Genomic DNA, 17,535 nt, shown 5'->3' on the forward strand with positions numbered 1-17,535 from the left:
CTCCATACAACAGAGATGTCTATTTGGTAACGTGCCTGTCGGCAGCAGAGTTGTCCACCCCTTTAAGGGGGTGGCAGCTCAGACCGCCAGTTCCACCTCAAACCGGGTTTGCACACCCAGCGCCTGACCAAGCCGGTCCAGCCCACGCCGCACGCTTTCGCCCTTTACGGCAACACGGGTGGAGGTCAGGGTCAGCACCAGTTCCGCCCCATCCCATGCCAAAGATGTGCCCTCCAGCAGGCTCCCTGCCCCGCCGGACAGCGAATAGGCCAGACGCAACGCCAGACCACAGGCCACGGCATCGCGCCGCTCCTCATCACTCAGCAGGGTAAAGGACGGCATAAGAGCGGGCGCGCTCATATCCACCGAATAGCGCACGGCCAGCGCCAAAGACAGCCAGACACGCGCGCGGTGGTCAAACCCTGCCCCCTGCACACGCAAAATCCGCAGGTAGGTCTGCTCGGCCCGGTATTCCGGGTGGTCGTGGCTGCCAATATCGGACAGCCAGCAGGCTATTCGGCGCAGGTGCTGCTCTTCTGCCGTTTCGTTCGGTTTGATGCAGCCTGTCCATGTCCACAGGATTTCGGGCAGGGTGTTGCTGCGGCCAAAGCGTGCACACATGTCGCGCGCAACGCTTTCCATCGGGTCCTGGGGCAGATAGCTGGGGGCCACGTTCATCATGTACCAGCCCTCGCGCAGGCCATCCACGCAGAACACGATCTTGCTGGGCTGGATTTTTTTCATCAGCCTGCGCAGGACCACAGCGGCAAAGGGAATATCATCCAGCCGTTTGCGCGGCGCACCGGGCAGGCGCTCAAGGCTGCGGCGGGAGCTGTTCTGGAGCCAGCCGGTCATCTCACGCGCTTCCTGCACGTCCAGCGTATAGTAGTGCACAATGTTCAGCGGGTACTGGGTGCGTGCAATCTGCAGGCGCGCGAGCGCACGGAACGCCCCCCCGACCAGATAAAGCGGCTGCCCCCGAACTCTGGACAGCCATTCAACACCATCAATGTCCTGATCAGTCAGCTGTTTGGCAACGTCCAGATCCCCCTCGCACCGATCCGCCAGACGGATCATGCCCAAGGGCAGGGTTGTGGCATCATGCCGCCCGGTTTCGGTCAGGTGAATAAGTTCGAGCGACCCGCCCCCAACGTCGGCTACCAGCCCATCTGCTCCGGGAATGCCGCACATTACGCCAATAGCGGAATGGTCAGCCTCCTCCTTGCCAGACAGAATACGCACCGGCACGCCGGGCATGCTCTGGCGCAGCATTTCCACAAAGGCGGGGCCATTTGTGGCGTCACGCACGGCAGCCGTGGCCAGCACCTCAAACGGGTCAGCCTGCATGGCACGCGCAATGGCATGAAAACGGCTGAGCACCTCCATGGCCATGCCCACGCCCTCATCATTCAGGCGGCCTGTGGTGGTAAGCCCACGACCAAGCCGCAGCACGGCCTTTTCGTTAAAAATGGGCAGCGGGTTGCGCGAAACCCCCTCGAACACAACCAGACGAACCGAGTTGGACCCAAGATCAACCACCGCTGAACGACGCTGCATGTCCGTCTCCATTACCAGCCGTTCCCGGGCAGGCCATTATGCTGCCCGGCAGTATGAAAGTGCACAGACATACGCGACATATGGGAAAAAGAAACCCCGTTTTCAGTCATCCAGCATCAGGTCTTTGGTCTGGGAGAGGGAGGCCGGGGCTCTGCTCAGGCTTTCATGGGCTGCGGACCCCCGCCCGGAAAGGGAGGGATGGGTCATGAACCATTCATGGGCGGAGAACGGTTTGGAGCCAGCGCCAAGCCGGCGCCATACTCCATTCTGCTCCAGTATCCATGACTGCAGGGTGTCGCGGATGTTGGATACCATAATCTGGTCCAGCACCTGCGCGTGCACGGTGGGGTTGGTAATGGGCACCATGCTTTCCACCCGCCAGTCCATGTTGCGGGTCATCCAGTCAGCGGAGGAAATGTAAACCTTGGCATGGCGCGATGGCAGACGGTGGCCGTTGCCAAAGGCAAAAATGCGCGAATGTTCCAGAAAACGGCCAACAACGGATTTGATCCGGATGTTTTCTGAAAGTCCGGCAACACCGGGGCGCAGGCAGCATATGCCGCGAATAACCCCCACAATCTTAACCCCGGCGCAGGATGCACGGTACAGGCAGTCAATCAGGTCCGCATCGACCAGCGCATTCATTTTCAGCCAGATCGTACCCGGACGCCCCGCTTTGACATGCGCGATTTCCTCCTCGATCAGGTCCTTGAGCGTGCTGCGGATGGTAATGGGGGAAAAGGCGATTTCCTCCATCTGTGCCGGCATGGCGTAGCCGGTCACGTAGTTGAACAGCCGCGCCGAATCCCGCGCAAGGGCCGGGTTGCACGTAAAGAACGACAGATCGGTATAAATACGCGCCGTAATGGGGTGGTAATTCCCCGTGCCAAAATGGGCGTAGGAACGCACCTGCGCTCCCTCCCTGCGCACCACGAGGCTAAGCTTGGCATGGGTTTTAAGGTCAGCAAAGCCAAACACCACCTGTACACCGGCGGCTTCCAGCGCACGGGCGAGGCGGATATTGGCTTCCTCATCAAAGCGCGCACGCAGCTCCACCATAGCCGTGACCGACTTGCCTGCCTCTGCTGCCTCGATCAGCGCCTTGACGATGGGGGAATCGCGCGATGTGCGGTACAGCGTCTGCTTGATGGCAATAACATTGGGGTCCAGCGCAGCCTGACGCAGGAACTGCACCACCACATCAAAACTTTCAAACGGGTGATGAACCAGCAGGTCCTTGGCCCGGATGGCGGCAAAGCAGTCCCCGTTAAAATCGAGTATCCGCTCAGGGAAGCGCGGCGTGTAGGGCGGGAAGAGCAGGTCCGGCCGGTCATCCACGATCATCTGCTTGAGGTCCGCCACCCCGATCATGCCTGAATGGACGGCAATTTCGTCCGATGGCAGGTCCAGGTCAGAGGCAATGGCTTCGGCCAGTTCGGCGGGTACGCGCTTCTCCATGTCCAGATGGATAACCACCCCACGGCGGCGGCGCTTGAGTGCGCTTTCGTAGGAGCGAACAAGGTCTTCCGCCTCGTCCTCGAACTCCACATCCGTATCGCGCACAACGCGCAGCACACCGCTCTCGCCCACAACCAGCCCGGCAAACAGCCGGTCAATGAACAGGGAGATCAGGTCTTCCAGACGAATAAAACGCACGCGGGCAGGCTCGCCCGCAACAGCATCACCCGTGGCAGGCAGGCGAATAAAGCGCTCAACCTGTGCAGGGAGCAGGATAAGGGCGTTCATGGCGAACAGGCCCGTACCCTCGTACAAAAGGCGCAACCCCAGAGCCAGCCCCATGTTGGGAATAAAGGGGAGCGGATGGGCCGGATCGACCGCAAGTGGCGTCAGTACGGGGAAAATGCGATCCATGAAGCAGGTTTGCAGCCACTCCCTGTCCGCATCGTTCAGATCCTGCGTTTCGCATAGTGTGACGTGGGATTTGGCCAGCAGGCCGCGCAACTCCACCCATATCCGCTGCTGCTCGCGCAAAAGGCGGGCACAGCGCTCGCGCACTGCATCCAACTGTTGGGCAGGCGTGCGGCCATCGGGGGAGATGGTGGTCAACCCTTCACGGATCTGGCCAACAAGCCCTGCCACACGCACGGAATAGAATTCATCCAGATTACTGGCGCTGATGGACAAAAAGCGCAGCCGTTCCAGCAGCGGGTTCCGGGCGTTGTCCGCCTCCTCCACCACGCGCTGGTTGAAATCGAGCCAGGAAAGTTCGCGGTTGATAAAGCGCGAGGGCGTTTGCAGGGTAACTTTGGGTTCAGCCACCTTTTTGGCACGGGTGCTGGCCGCAGCCCGTGTGCGTGAAGGTGCCCGCTTGGCGGGCGCACGTGTACGACTGACGGGGGTTGTATTCTTTTTATCCTGTGCCGCCACTAGCCTGCGCTCCCTCTCCTGCATTATCTGCCCCGGCAATCCGACCGATCCGAGGGCCGCACCAAACCGGATACACCGTCAACATATCCCAAACACGATGGCCCCGGAATGTTCGGGGGCGTCAAATCGCCATCATGTCATAAAACTGAAATATTCCTTTCACGGTTCACCATCGCGCGCAAAAAGTCCTTCCAGCACACTGGCAGCCAGAACGCGTGTGACTTTCCCGCCCGATGCCATGGCCGCCTGATCCAGCGCGCTAACGCAGTCACGCACAGCACTGGCCCGGCGCGGCAGGCGGCGTAACAGCCACTCCGTAACCTGCGGTGCAACAACAATCTGCCGTTCTGCAAGCAAACGCAACAACAGGCGGTGCAGCAGGTCCTCCTCCGCCTGCCCCAGCGGCACGGAGGAGGTCGCCCGCAGGCGGCTTGCCAGATCAGGCAGCACGGCGGGCCAGCGCGCAGGCGGCAGACGCCCCGCCATAAGAAGGAACACGCGGTGCTCACGCACAAGATTGATCAGGTGCAGCAAATCATGCTCGCTGGGCACGCGGTCCGCGTTATCCAGTGCCACGGCCTTGAACCCGCCCTGGCTGAACAGGGCCGCCACATCGCGCTCGTTCAGCCGCTCCCCCGCCATAACAGGCGCACCATACCGCCCCGCCCAGATGGAGAGCAGGTGCGTCTTACCCGTTCCCCCTTCACCCCACAAAGCCATGCGGCCTTCGGGCCAGCGGTAGGGGGCTTCCGCATCCAGCACCCAGGCGCGCGCGGCCGCGTTGGAGGGGGCCGCAACAAAATCCGACCGCCCGAATCGGGGGCGGTACACAAATGGCAAGGCTATCTGCGTCACCCCGTCACCTTCGTTTATGCGCCGCTTCCTGCCCTCTTTTGGGGGGCGGGAAGATGCTTTTGTTTCATCAAACCGCGTCATGCCGCTTTGCGCGCCGCCTCTCCTGCCGTAAAGACTGTTCGCGGGAATCCTGAGTGACCTTGGTTCCCGGCATCGACCTTACTCTCATTCGAACCAAGAGCGCACCCATGACGTCTTCTCCTAGCACCCCTTCCTCCGGCCTCACCTACCGTGATTCCGGCGTGGACATTGAAGCAGGCGAAGCCCTTGTTGACGCCATTCGCCCAGCTGCCAAAGCCACGGACCGGCCGGGCACCATGGGTGGGCTTGGCGGCTTTGGCGCTCTGTTCGACCTGAAGGCCGCAGGCTTTACCGACCCTGTTCTGGTTTCCTGCACCGATGGCGTTGGCACCAAGCTGACTGTAGCCATAGATAACGACCTGCACGAAACCGTGGGGATCGACCTTGTGGCCATGTGCGTAAACGACCTTATTGTTCAGGGCGCGGAGCCGCTGTTTTTTCTCGACTACTTTGCCACCGGTCGCCTGTCCGTTGCCTCTGCTGCCAAGGTTGTGCGCGGCATTGCCAAAGGGTGCGAACACTCCGGCTGTGCCCTTGTCGGTGGTGAAACAGCAGAAATGCCCGGCATGTACGCCGATGGCCACTACGATCTGGCCGGTTTTTCCGTTGGGGCTGCCGAACGCAGCGCCCTGCTGCCCGCAGGCATTGCCGCAGGTGATACACTGATCGCCCTGCCCTCCTCCGGTGTGCATTCCAACGGCTTTTCGCTCGTGCGCCGCATTGTGGCCGACGCCCACCTGACATGGACCGACCCCGCAGCCTTTGCACCGGGCCGCACGCTGGGCGAGGCTTTTCTGGAACCCACACGCCTGTACGTGCGCCCCGTTCTGGCCCTGCATAAAGCAGGCCTGCTGCATGGGGCCGCCCACATTACCGGTGGCGGCCTGCCGGGCAACCTGCCGCGCGTGCTGCCCGATGGGCTGGATGCGGTTATTGATCAGGCATGGCCCATGCCCGCGGTCTTCAAATGGCTGGCCCGCACCGGCAATGTGGACAGTGCGGAAATGCTGCGCGTATTCAACTGCGGCATCGGCATGATCCTGATCACCCCCGAGCCGGACAAGGTGCTGGCCATGCTGGCCGAAGCGGGGGAAGAAGCCTTCCGCATCGGCTCCATTGCTGCTGCACAGAGCCCCGATGCCAAGCCTGACCTTAAAATGCAGGCAACCCCGGATTTCCGGGCAGCATGAGCACGGCAAAAACACCTGTTGCCATTCTGCTCAGTGGCCGGGGCAGCAATGCCACGGCCCTGATCACCGCAGCGCAGGACCCGGATTTTCCCGCCCGTATCTGCCTTGTCCTGAGCAACAACCCCGATGCCCCGGGGCTGGACATGGCGCGCGCCGCGGGCCTGCCCACACTGGCCATAGACCACCGCAGCTTTGGCAAGGATCGCGCCGCACACGAACGCGCCATTCATGCCGCGCTGGAAGACTCTGGTGCGCAGGCCGTCTGCCTTGCAGGGTATATGCGCCTGCTCACCCCTTACCTGACCACGGCCTGGGCCGGGCGGATGCTCAACATTCACCCCAGCCTTCTGCCCTCCTTCCCCGGCCTGCACACGCATGAGCGCGCTCTGGCTGCCGGCGTACGCCTGCATGGCTGCACGGTGCATCTGGTCACCGAGGGAATGGATGAAGGGCCTATTCTGGGTCAGGCTGCTGTTCCCGTTTTGCCGGGTGATACGCCAGACCTGCTGGCTGCACGCGTTCTGCAACAGGAGCACGGGCTTTATCCTCTGGCCTTACGGCATTTTTTAACGCAAAACCCGGCAACAGCGCCCAACGGCGCCGCGCTTGTGGTGGCATAAGCCACCACCTCCCCTGCTTACCGAACGGTTTTTTGCCCCCATGACCACACCAGCGCGCTCTTCCTCTTCCAAACCGCGCGGCCGGTTCCGCCCCGCCGCCCCACAGCCCGACCCCACGCGGGATGTGGCGTTTGATATTCTGTGCGGCGTTGTGGAACACCGCCGCATGCTGGAAAACAGCCTCTCCCGCTCGGCAACCGCACATCAGGCAGAAGCGCGTGACCGGGCTGCCGCCCACCGTCTGGCGGCAGCAACCCTGCGGCACATGGGTACATTACGCACGGTGCTGGAGCCTTTTTTAAAAAAAGAACCACCCGAGCCGGTGCGTGTTGCCCTGATGATGGGTTGCGCACAGCTACTGTTCCTGGAAACACCGCCCCATGCAGCGGTTGGCACCACCGTATCCCTGCTGCGCAGGCGCAAGCTGGCGCCGTTTGCAGGGCTGGCCAACGCCGTGCTGCGCCGCGTCGCCACAAGTGGTGCCAGCGTGCTGGATGGGCTGGACCAGCCCCGGCTGGATATTCCCTCATGGTTGTGGACCTCCTGGACCGGACTTGGCAAAGGTGTGCCTCGCGCCATTGCTCAGGGCATCAGCCACGAAGCCCCGCTGGACATTACCCTGCGCCCCGGCGCACAGGCCCCAGAGGGGGGCATAACCCTCCCCAACGGGTCCATCCGCCTGCCCGCGGGCACAAGGGTTGCCGAACTACCGGGGTATGAGGAAGGGGCGTTCTGGGTGCAGGATGCAGCCGCAACCCTGCCTGCCCGCCTGCTGAACGTACAGCCCCACGAGCAGGTGGCCGATCTGTGCGCAGCCCCGGGGGGCAAAACTGCCCAGTTGGCCGTAACCGGTGCAACAGTAACAGCCGTGGAAAACAACCCCGCCCGCTTGGTGCGCCTGAAGGAAAACATGGCACGCCTTGGCTTGGATGTTCGCACGTTGCAGGCCGATGCCGCCACATGGCAGCCCGATGCCCCGCTGGACGCCATTCTGCTGGATGCCCCCTGCTCGGCCACGGGCACGGCCCGCCGCCACCCCGATGTGCTGTGGGTCAAACGCCCGCGCGACCTGACCACCCTGACCGCCACGCAGGACAAGCTTCTGACGGCGGCAAGGGATATGCTCAAACCCGGTGGCAGACTTGTTTATGCTGTATGCTCCTTGCAGCAGGAGGAAGGGCCAGACCGCGCCCGCGCAGCACAGGCCATGGGGCTTGTGCCCATGCCCTTTACACCGGAGGAACTCTCGTTCCTGCCGCAGGCCTTAACGCCGGAAGGCTGGCTGCGCACCCATCCGGGCATGTGGCTGGATGAAGGCGGAATGGACGGCTTTTTTGCCGCCCGCTTTACCCGGGCAGCCTGAGCACCTGCCCCTTATTCAGGCAGTTGCCATGTAAAAGCGCACAAACCGTTTTTCTGTAGTTGCGCAGGCGGCTGCTATTGCGGATAAGCAAGGAATGAGTGCTGCACCATTCCCCCTGATCGCCCCTAGTATTCTGGCTGCGGATTTTGCACGGCTGGGAGAAGAAGTAGAAGCCGTGGCACATGCCGGGGCGGACTGGATCCATCTGGATGTGATGGACGGCCATTTTGTGCCCAATATTTCGTTTGGGCCAGCCGTTATCAAGGCATTGCGGCCGCATAGCACCCTGCCCTTTGACGTTCATCTGATGATCGCACCCGTTGACCCCTACCTGGAAGCCTTTGCCCAGGCCGGAGCCGACCAGATTCTGATACACATAGAAGCCGGGCCGCACACACACCGCTCGCTCCAGCTTATTCGCCAGCTCGGGGCAAAGCCCGGCATTGTGCTGTGCCCTGCCACACCAGCCGCCGCCATTGCCGAGGTCATGGACCTTGTGGACGTTATTCTGGTCATGACCGTTAACCCCGGTTTTGGGGGGCAGAAGTTCCTGCCCAGCCAGTTGCCTAAAATCGCAGCCCTGCGGGAGATGATCACACGCAGCGGGCGCGATATTCGTCTGGCGGTTGATGGGGGAATAGATGCCGCAACAGCCCCGCTGGCCGTACAGGCTGGCGCGGATGTGCTGATCGCCGGGAGCGCCGTTTACGGCAAGCCGGATTATGCCGCGGCCATTGCCTCCCTCCGCAAGGCTTGATCTATCGCATGGTGATTATAGTACGAATGCACCAAATGCTGTCATAAAGTTCCATTAGAGTAGCGCCTTTAATACCCCAGCCCTGGAGTTACACTCATCTAATGCCCCTACGCCGCTGGACCCGTGCCCCCCGCCTTGCCTATGCCATGCGCAACCCGCTTGGCGGTTTTGCACGCGTTCCCGCGGCCCCCGCCGTAGTGCTGCGGGACCTGTGGCCGGGCAATGCCACGGTAGGGGAAAAACTGGTCCGCAACCGGACCGAGTTTGATGGCGTGCCCCGCTCGCTCCAGTCCGGCATATGGGACGACCCGGCGTGGCCTGCCCCTTACCGCCGATGGTTACAGGGTTTTAGCTGGTTACAGGACCTGCGCGAACTGGGCGCTGAATCCGCGCGGATCAAGGCGCGCACGCTTGTTGCACACTGGGTGCGCCTGCCTGCTGCCGAACGCGCGGTTATGGACCCTTCCATAACTGGCGCACGATTGAGCGCATGGCTGGGCTGTTACGAGTTTTTTGCCGCCTCCGCTGATGATGTTTTTCGCCAGAACCTGATGGCCTCCCTTATGATGGAGGCCCGCTCGATTATCGCACTCATGCCCGATGCCGCTTATGGCTGGCAGGCGCTTTGCGCGCTCAAGGGGCTGCTCGCGGTTGCGGTATCCATTCCCGATTATCCGGAGTTCCTGACCCGATACCTGCGTCTGATTGACGAGGTCATAACCAGCCAGATCCTGCCCGATGGCGGACATATTACCCGCAGCCCTGAAGACCTGTTCCTGACGGTAAAGGAACTGGCGGAGATGCTTTACATTCTTCAGGTTGCGCGCCTGCCGCTGCCAACAACGCTCGTGGATGCTGCCAACCGGACCGCCCCCGCCCTGCGTGCCCTGCGCCATGCCGATGGCGGGCTGGCCCTGTTTAACGGCAGCACGGAACGCGACCCGCAACTGGTGGAACTTGTGCTGAACCGCGTATCCCGCTCCCGCGTTGTCGCCGCAGGATTGCCCGAAAGCGGATTTGCCCGCCTGAGCAGCGGCCGCGCACTGGTCATAGCAGATGCCGCAGCCCCTGCCCCAACCGGGTTTGACCACACTGCCCATGCGGGCATGCTTTCGTTTGAATTTTCATCTGGCAAGCAACGGCTGATCGTCAATTGCGGGGCAAGCCGGCAAAAAGGGTGGGCAGAGGCCCTGCGCTACCCGGCGGCCCATTCCGTGCTGGAACTGGCGGGCATGGCCCCCATGACCTTTGAGACCAACGGCACCACCAGCAGGCCACCACAGGTCAGCCGCACCCATGCAACGCAGGACGGCGCACACTGGCTGGACATGACCCATAACGGGTACGAAAGCCAGGGCGGGGGCCTGTACCACCGCCAGCTTTATCTGGGCAAGGACGGCCGCACCCTGCGGGGGGAGGAAAAGCTGGAAGGGGCAACACTAGCCCGCATGCCTTGTGTACGCTTCCACCTGCACCCTGATATTATGGTGGAACCGACCGAAAACGGCCACCTGCTGCACAGTGAGGAAGAAAGCTGGCTCTTCCAGTCCGATGGACAGGTCCGGGTGGAAGAAAGTGTGTATCTGGGTCAGGGCCGCAGAATAAAAACGCTCCAGCTTGTCCTGACCCCGCCCGCACCACCTTTGGATGAAAGCGCAGCCACGCCTACACCCGAGCCAGACGCAGCACCTGCGGAGGAAGAGACCGCTCCCGCGCAGCAGGCTGCTTTGCCGGAAACAGCGCAGGAACAGCCAGCCACTGCGGCATCTGCCGCTGATACACTCAGCATTATGGCTGAAGAGACCTCGCCCCTTGCAGACCCCCTACCCGCCGCAGAGCCAGTAGAACCTGCCCCCACCACCGCGCCGGAACCCAAACCCGCCGCCACCGGCCACCCGGCACTTCTCCATTCCATGATAGGGCAGCCCCCGCCCAAGCCGATCCATTGGGCACTGACACTGATCAGCGAATAATCCCGACCGTGAAAATACTTGAAGTCACGAATGTTGATTTTTCGCTTGTCCAGTTCCTGCTCCCGCTGATGCGCGCATTGCGTGCAGAAGGGCATGATGTTGTGGGTGCCTGCGCCGATGGCGCCTTGCTTGACGGGCCACGGGCGGAGGGTTTTCGTATTGAAACCCCACCTCTGGCCCGTTCCTTTTCCCCTTTTGCGCAACTGCGCGCCTTATGGGCGCTTATCCGGCTGATACAGCGTGAAAAACCGGATATGGTGCATGCCCACATGCCCATTAGCGGCCTTCTGGCCCGGGTTGCTGCCAGGTTGTGTGGCGTTCCGTGCATTGCATATACCTGCCACGGCTTTCTGTTCAACCAGCCCGGCTCCCGCGCCAAACGCCTGCTGGCAAAAGTGCTGGAACGGGGGTGTGGCGCCATAACCGATATTTACCTGACCGTATCGCAGGAGCAGGCGGCAGATGCCTTGCGCCTGCGCATCCACCCGCATCCGCAGGTCATCGGCAATGGGCGGGATAGCCGCGTTTTTCACCCCGATGCGCAGGCACGCCAGCAGGTTCGTGCAGCATTGGGCACCCCGCCACAGGCTGTTGTGATCATTATTGTCTCCCGCCTTGTTCACGCCAAAGGGTACCCCGAACTTCTGGCCGCCATGCGTGACGTACCGGATGCTCATCTGTGGATTGTGGGGGAACGGCTGGCGAGTGACCACGGTCCAACGCTGGATGAAGCACTGGAGCAAAGCAGCCGGGAATTAGGACCAAGGTTAAAGCGGCTTGGCTACCGCGCGGATATTCCAGCACTTCTGGCCGCTGCGGATATTTTTACCCTTCCCAGCTACAGCGAAGGACTACCCATGTCCGTTATTGAAGCCATGCTGACCGGCCTGCCCGTTGTGGCCACCAATGTTCCCGGCCCGCGTGAGCAGGTGGTGGATGGGCAGACGGGCATTCTGGTACCCCCGCGCTGTGTTGCCCCGTTGGCACAGGCTCTACGCCAGTTGGCAAACCAGCCCGCCCTGCGCCAGAGTATGGGGGAAGCAGGGCGCAAACTGGCCCTTACACGTTATGAAGAACGTGTGGTTATAGGCAGAACCGTAAGCCTGCTAACGCAACCCAATAATCCGGCGGCCTAAAAGCAACAGCCCCTACTCAGTCTTTTTTGGTGGGGCTGTCTGTTCCGGTCTTTTTGGCCGCAGGCAAAAAGCGGATGGTCAGGCGGGAGGGAGAGGCCGCAAGCCGCCCACCTGTGCGGATTTCATCCAGCCGGATACGCACGCCTGAGTCATTTTCCATCAGGTGCCCGGCAACACCCTTGCCGACCGTTGTCTCGCCCGAGAGCGACCAGTATGTTCCTGCAAAATCTTCCAGCCGTTGCAGGTTATAAACCTTGCCCACACTGTTGCCGGAAGAAAAACCGATTGCAGCGGCCGAAGCCCCACTGACCTCAAACGGGTAGTCATGCCCGCCATAAGTCAGCACACCATTGCCCCAAGTGTAGCCCACACCCAGATCAGCCGAGCGGGTTTTGAAGGTAACCTCCGCCATGGCAGGGCCGAGAACGGTCTCTGCTCCTGCGGGCAAGGCCCATGCGCCGGACAGTGCCAGCGCCGCAAGAAAACGACGGGATGCTGAGCGCATCAAAAATGCTCCTTGTGTTCGGGACCACCAAAACATGGCATAGGGTTCTGCCGCTGCATAGCTTTATTGCAGGCATGGCTGGGCGGTTTATGTGTTCCAGACCGGGTCTTTAAGCTTTTCCACAAAGGCAGTGTGTGCAGCCAGTTCGGCAGCTGTGGGGCAGACTTTTACCACCTTGCGTTCTGCCGGGCCGTCATACACCACGGTGGGTGCCTGCTCGCCATCAGCCACCAGCCCCAGACCATGCTGGCGACCGCCCATAAGCTCCACATACACTTCGGCCAGCAGCTTGCAGTCCAGCAGCGCATTGTGGGTTGTACGGGCAGACAGGTCCACGCCAAAGCGGCGGCACAATGCGTCCAGACTGTTGGGCATGCCGGGAAAACGCTCGCGCGCCATATCCAGCGTGTCCACCATACGGCCCATATCCAGCGGTTTGCGGCCTGCGCGCTTGAGTTCTGCGTTTAAAAAGCCAAAGTCAAAGCGGGCATTATGCGCAATAAGGGCATCATCCCCCACAAAGGCCAGAAAATCGTCCACGACCTCGGCAAACTTTGGCTTTCCCTCCAGGTCCGCGCGGGTAAAGCCGTGAACACGGCTGGCCTCTTCAGGCACATCGCGCTCGGGGTCCAGCAGGGTGTGGTAACTATTGCCCGTGGGCAGGTCCCCCACCAGTTCCAGGGCTGCAATTTCAATCACCCGGTCCCCGGTTGCGGGGTCCAGTCCTGTTGTTTCCGTATCAAACAGGATGGATCGCTTCATGCCCTCAAACTCCTGATAAAGCGGCGGACCTGCCGCTCTGTTTCCTTCATGGACAGCCCCGTGCGGATAACGATATCCGCCTTTTGCACCCTGCAGGCATCCCGCATCTGGCAGGCAATAAGCCTCCGGGCCTGCGGGGGCGGCATGTTGCGGCGATGGGCCACACGCTTGCGCTGCACCCATGGGGGAGCAGACACCACCGCCACCCGGCGACAGAGCCGGTCTGCCCCGGTTTCAAACAACAGTGGAATATCCAGCACCACGCAGGCAGCCCCCTGCAGGCGGGAGCGGCGCAAAAACTCGGTACGGGCACGGCGCACCAGAGGGTGCATAATGGCTTCCAGTTTTTTCAGCAATGCCGGGTGTGCCAGCACGGCCTGCCGGAGCACCGTCCGGTCCAGCCGCCCGGCCGTTACAGCCTGCGGCACCAGTTGCGCAATGCGGGACAAGGCAGCCCCGCCCGGAGCCTGCAGGGCATGAACAGTGGCATCTGCATCAAACACCGCCACGCCGGCACGGCGCAGCATGCTGGCAACCGTGCTTTTGCCCATACCCATGCCTCCGGTCAGGCCCAGTATTTTCATGCGTAAACCCTGCCTTGGTCAAAAGGAGCAGATCACGCTCAAAGGCTGTTCAGAACATGGTCCTGCGTTGCATCGTCCACTTGCGGGTCCACGCCAAACCATTCCTTAAAACCAAACCGTGCCTGATGGAGCAGCATGCCCAAGCCCCCCACCGTACGCAAACCCTGCCGGGTTGCCGCCGCGAGCAGGGGCGTAACCAGTGGGGCATAGACAATGTCCGCCACCACCAGATCCTCCGCCGCCTGCGCCAGAGAAGGGCAGAACAACGGGTCCGGCCCTCCGGCCATACCCAGCGAGGTGGTGTTGACCAGCAGGGCGAACTCCCCCAGCTGCTGCTCCCACTCGGACCAAGCCAGCACATCCGTACCGGGCAATGCCGCGGCCAGCGTTACTGCGCGCTCCTGCGTGCGGTTGGTTATGGCAACCTTGAGACCTCTGTCCTGCAAAGCCGCGGCCACGGACCGTGCAGCCCCGCCGGCCCCAAGCAGCAGGGCGCGGGTCTGCGGCCGGGGTAGCAGGCTGCTGGCCTCCAGACTGGCAACAAACCCGCTACCATCGGTGGAAAGGCCAAGGATTTTCCCATCCTCACGGAAGACAAGCGTGTTGACCGCACCTGCCCGCCGGGCCGAGGCATCCAGCACATCGGCCAGCTTATAGGCCGCCTCCTTGTGCGGAATGGTAACATTAACCCCTTTGAAGCCCGCAGCCTGCAACCCGAGTACTGCCGCCACAAAATCCTCCGGAGCCGTGGGTAGGGGTACATAGGCACCATCAACCCCATAACGTCGCAGCCAGTAGTTATGCAGCGCGGGCGAGCGGGAATGCTCAACCGGCCAGCCCATAACACCGGCCAGTCTGGCCTTGCCGGTAATAATCTGCGGGGGTGGTGTGGTGAGGGAGGTGGTCATGGCCGCTGTTCATACCTTGTGCAAAAAATCCGCCAGGCCTGTGGCAGCAGGCTGGCCAGCCGGGCGGCCCATTCCGCCTGACCTTCTGGGTGGGCAATCAGATCCTGACGGATTTCAATTTCAATATGCGGCAGGGCGCGCTGCTCGCCATGCAGGGGGATTGTGTAGTCCGATGTATCGGTCAGGGCGTAGGGTTCATTATCCCCCACCACCAGACCTTCGGCCCGGAGCAGGTCGATCATGATATGGGCCAGACGGGAGTCATGGTTATGCAGCAGCCCCACATGCCATGGCCGCGCCACCTCGCGCATGACCGGCGTAAAGCTGTGCAGGGCCACCACAACCACGGCGCGCTTTTGCGCCAGCCGGGCATCAAGCTCCTGTGTAATCCGCTGGTGGTAGGGATGCAGAATGGCCTGTTCGCGCCATGCCCGGTCCTGCATGCTCAGGCTCTGGTTGCGTGGAACAGCCGTGCCATCACTCTGCGTCACAATGGAGGTAGGGTGACCCGGCGCGCGGTTACAGTCGATTACCAGACGGGAATACACCTGCTCGATCAGCACCGCAGGCAGGGCATCGGCCAGTTTACGGCCAACACCGTCTATGCCAATGTCCCACCCGATATGGCGGGCACGCTCATCCGCGCTCAAGCCCAGACCATCAAGCGTGGGCGGAACAGCCTGTCCTGCATGGTCACTGACCAGCACAAACGGCCCGCCGCCATCCTGCCCGTAAACCTTAAAACTCTCAGCCAATATTTCTGTCATCAGTCATGCCGGCATGTGCCAGTTTGCCGGGCAGAGGGGGAGAGGACGCATGATATCCGCCTCCCCCAAGGCCCGAAAAAACGCTTTACTGGGCGGAGGAGACAATAACGGCGGCCAGATCGGCCTCGGCCCGGACGCGACCTGCATCCTCACCACCCAGACCTTCCGCATCCAGACCGCTGCCATCCAGATCATAGACCAGATAGGCGGGGTCTGTGCCGTCCAGCGATTCTTCACCGCCTTCACTGTAGCTGCGGGCAGCCACGTAGTCCGGCCCACGCATCTTTTCTTCCAGCCGACGCACGGCTGCAATCGGGTTTTCTGCCTTGATCACCTCGAGCAGCACGTTTGCACCCGGGTCGATCACTCCAAAAGTTGTCAGTTCGTGAGCCATGGTCTTTTCCTGAACCCTTTGTAATTTACACACTTTATAAGCAGAGAAATAAGCATGCAGCCAGCCCTGTAAATACCGCCTGCCCCATAAAAAACCTGCCCGCACCGCAGCACTGGCATGATCTGGCGCAAGGATGACGGTTTGCGCAGCGCGGCATGCGCCGGTAGGATGGGCTTTGCATTCAGCCTGCTCCGGTATTATGGCTGCGGCTCCACGCTACATGTAAACGAACAGGTCAGCCAACCATGTCTTTGAAGAACCAGCCCCCGGCCCAGACAGCCACCACAGCCAATGCCAATGTGCAGTGGGGCGGACGATTTGCGGGTGGACCTTCGGACATCATGCAGGCCATCAACGCCTCCATCAGCTTTGATAAAGCCTTGTGGAAGCAGGATATTGCAGGCTCTCTGGCCCATGCGGCCATGCTTGCGCATGTGGGCATCATCTCCAAGGATGACGAGACGGCAATCCGCAAGGGACTGACCGAAATTGGCGCGGAAATTGCCGCGGGCGACTTCGCCTTTTCCGAAGCACTGGAAGATATTCACATGAATATCGAAGCCCGCCTGTCTGAACGGGTGGGGGAAGCTGGCAAGCGCCTGCACACCGCCCGCTCCCGCAATGATCAGGTGGCCACCGACTTCCGCCTGTGGGTGCGTGACGCCATAGACGGGCTGGACCAGCAGGTGGCCTCGCTCATGCGCGCACTGGCACAGCGGGCACAGGAACACGCGGCAGACCCCATGCCCGGCTTTACACACCTGCAAACCGCACAGCCGGTCACCTTTGGCCACCACCTTATGGCTTACGTGGAAATGCTGGCCCGTGACCGGGGCCGTCTGGCCGACACACGCCGCCGCCTGAACGAATGCCCGCTGGGCTCGGCTGCCCTTGCAGGCACGTCCTTCCCCATTGACCGGGCCATGACGGCCGAACTCCTGCATTTTGACCGCCCGACCGCCAATTCGCTCGATGCGGTTTCGGACCGGGATTTTGCGCTGGAATACCTGTCTGCACTGTCCATTCTGGCCATGCACCTCTCCCGCATGGCAGAGGAAATCGTGATCTGGTGTTCCTCCCCCTTTTCCTTCATCCGGCTGTCGGACGCGTTTACAACCGGCTCTTCCATCATGCCGCAAAAGCGCAACCCGGATGCAGCCGAGCTGGTTCGTGCCAAAACAGGCCGCATTAACGGCAGCCTGATCGGGCTGCTGACGGTCATGAAAGGTCTGCCGCTGGCCTATGCCAAGGACATGCAGGAAGACAAGGAGCCGGTTTTTGCCGCAACCGATGCCGCCGCCCTGTGCCTTGCTGCATGCGATGGCATGGTGCGCGACATGACCGCCAACACCCAGCAGATGCGCGCTCTGGCTGGCTCGGGCTATTCCACTGCAACCGATATTGCAGACTGGCTGGTACGGGTGCTCAAGGTGCCGTTCCGCACCGCCCACCACGTAACAGGCCGTCTTGTGGCCCGCGCAGAAGCCCAGAATATTGGCCTTGCAGAACTCACTCTGGCGGAAATGCAGGCCGAAGAACCGGGCATTACGCAGGATATTTACTCTGTCCTGAGTGTTGATGCCTCCATAGCCTCGCGCACAAGCCTTGGCGGAACCGCTGCATCCAACGTTATGGCGCAGGCCACCCGCTGGCTGGATGCACTGGCAGGCACCCCCACCACCACAAAAGGTTGAG

Annotated in this window: 16 protein-coding genes; 7 read left to right on the forward strand and 9 right to left on the reverse strand. The window is 61.6% G+C overall.

Annotated elements, in window-relative coordinates:
* Positions 1 to 78 precede the first annotated feature (78 nt).
* From ACSYTG_RS08685 to ACSYTG_RS08695, 3 genes are all read right to left on the reverse strand, one after another.
* On the reverse strand, positions 79 to 1,569 hold the full coding sequence (locus ACSYTG_RS08685) for a Ppx/GppA family phosphatase (protein WP_165925057.1): 1,491 nt from the start codon (positions 1,567 to 1,569) through the stop codon (positions 79 to 81).
* Between the two features lie 90 nt (positions 1,570 to 1,659).
* Positions 1,660 to 3,945, reverse strand: a complete 2,286-nt coding sequence (locus ACSYTG_RS08690) for an RNA degradosome polyphosphate kinase (protein ID WP_489782971.1) — start codon at positions 3,943 to 3,945, stop codon at positions 1,660 to 1,662.
* Between the two features lie 159 nt (positions 3,946 to 4,104).
* Entirely contained in the window at positions 4,105 to 4,881 is a 777-nt protein-coding gene (locus ACSYTG_RS08695; protein WP_165925059.1) for a P-loop NTPase family protein, read from the reverse strand.
* Between the two features lie 107 nt (positions 4,882 to 4,988).
* On the opposite strand from ACSYTG_RS08695, the gene purM reads away from it, so the two are divergent.
* The 6 genes from purM (at position 4,989) to ACSYTG_RS08725 (ending at position 11,920) form a co-directional block, all read left to right on the forward strand.
* Entirely contained in the window at positions 4,989 to 6,071 is a 1,083-nt protein-coding gene (gene purM, locus ACSYTG_RS08700; RefSeq protein ID WP_086645340.1) for a phosphoribosylformylglycinamidine cyclo-ligase, read from the forward strand.
* Complete coding sequence (gene purN, locus ACSYTG_RS08705; RefSeq protein WP_095348997.1) at positions 6,068 to 6,691, forward strand: phosphoribosylglycinamide formyltransferase; 624 nt, start codon at positions 6,068 to 6,070, stop codon at positions 6,689 to 6,691. The genes purM and purN overlap by 4 nt, the downstream gene beginning before the upstream one ends.
* Before the next feature lie 40 nt (positions 6,692 to 6,731).
* Positions 6,732 to 8,054 carry an RsmB/NOP family class I SAM-dependent RNA methyltransferase gene (locus tag ACSYTG_RS08710; RefSeq protein WP_489782913.1) on the forward strand — a complete coding sequence of 441 codons (1,323 nt, stop codon included), beginning with the start codon at positions 6,732 to 6,734 and terminating at the stop codon, positions 8,052 to 8,054.
* A gap of 94 nt (positions 8,055 to 8,148) precedes the next feature.
* Positions 8,149 to 8,811, forward strand: a complete 663-nt coding sequence (gene rpe / locus ACSYTG_RS08715; protein WP_086645337.1) for a ribulose-phosphate 3-epimerase — start codon at positions 8,149 to 8,151, stop codon at positions 8,809 to 8,811.
* 101 nt (positions 8,812 to 8,912) lie between these two features.
* A complete protein-coding gene (locus ACSYTG_RS08720) occupies positions 8,913 to 10,784 on the forward strand; it encodes a heparinase II/III domain-containing protein (RefSeq protein WP_489782914.1) in 1,872 nt (623 codons plus the stop codon).
* 8 nt (positions 10,785 to 10,792) lie between these two features.
* The gene (locus ACSYTG_RS08725; protein ID WP_489782915.1) at positions 10,793 to 11,920 is read left to right on the forward strand and encodes a glycosyltransferase family 4 protein; all 1,128 of its coding nucleotides are present in this window, start codon (positions 10,793 to 10,795) and stop codon (positions 11,918 to 11,920) included.
* Between the two features lie 16 nt (positions 11,921 to 11,936).
* Here ACSYTG_RS08725 and ACSYTG_RS08730 read toward each other — a convergent pair whose 3' ends face one another.
* The 6 genes from ACSYTG_RS08730 to ACSYTG_RS08755 form a co-directional block, all read right to left on the reverse strand.
* On the reverse strand, positions 11,937 to 12,425 hold the full coding sequence (locus ACSYTG_RS08730) for a hypothetical protein (protein ID WP_086645334.1): 489 nt from the start codon (positions 12,423 to 12,425) through the stop codon (positions 11,937 to 11,939).
* 87 nt (positions 12,426 to 12,512) lie between these two features.
* Entirely contained in the window at positions 12,513 to 13,187 is a 675-nt protein-coding gene (gene dnaQ, locus ACSYTG_RS08735; protein WP_095349002.1) for a DNA polymerase III subunit epsilon, read from the reverse strand.
* Positions 13,184 to 13,771 carry a dephospho-CoA kinase gene (gene coaE / locus ACSYTG_RS08740; RefSeq protein WP_489782916.1) on the reverse strand — a complete coding sequence of 196 codons (588 nt, stop codon included), beginning with the start codon at positions 13,769 to 13,771 and terminating at the stop codon, positions 13,184 to 13,186. Before coaE ends, dnaQ begins: the two co-directional genes overlap by 4 nt.
* 38 nt (positions 13,772 to 13,809) lie before the next feature.
* Positions 13,810 to 14,679: a shikimate dehydrogenase gene (locus ACSYTG_RS08745; RefSeq protein WP_489782917.1), complete on the reverse strand. Its 870-nt coding sequence runs from the start codon at positions 14,677 to 14,679 to the stop codon at positions 13,810 to 13,812.
* Complete coding sequence (locus ACSYTG_RS08750; protein ID WP_253527250.1) at positions 14,676 to 15,446, reverse strand: N-formylglutamate amidohydrolase; 771 nt, start codon at positions 15,444 to 15,446, stop codon at positions 14,676 to 14,678. The genes ACSYTG_RS08745 and ACSYTG_RS08750 overlap by 4 nt, the downstream gene beginning before the upstream one ends.
* Positions 15,447 to 15,531: 85 nt before the next feature.
* On the reverse strand, positions 15,532 to 15,840 hold the full coding sequence (locus ACSYTG_RS08755; protein ID WP_095349006.1) for a hypothetical protein: 309 nt from the start codon (positions 15,838 to 15,840) through the stop codon (positions 15,532 to 15,534).
* 245 nt (positions 15,841 to 16,085) lie between these two features.
* Here ACSYTG_RS08755 and argH point away from each other — a divergent pair, with 245 nt between their 5' ends.
* A complete protein-coding gene (argH, locus tag ACSYTG_RS08760) occupies positions 16,086 to 17,534 on the forward strand; it encodes an argininosuccinate lyase (protein WP_095349007.1) in 1,449 nt (482 codons plus the stop codon).
* The last annotated feature ends 1 nt before the right edge of the window (position 17,535 follow it).

This window comes from Acetobacter sp. ESL1128, from assembly GCF_058505085.1.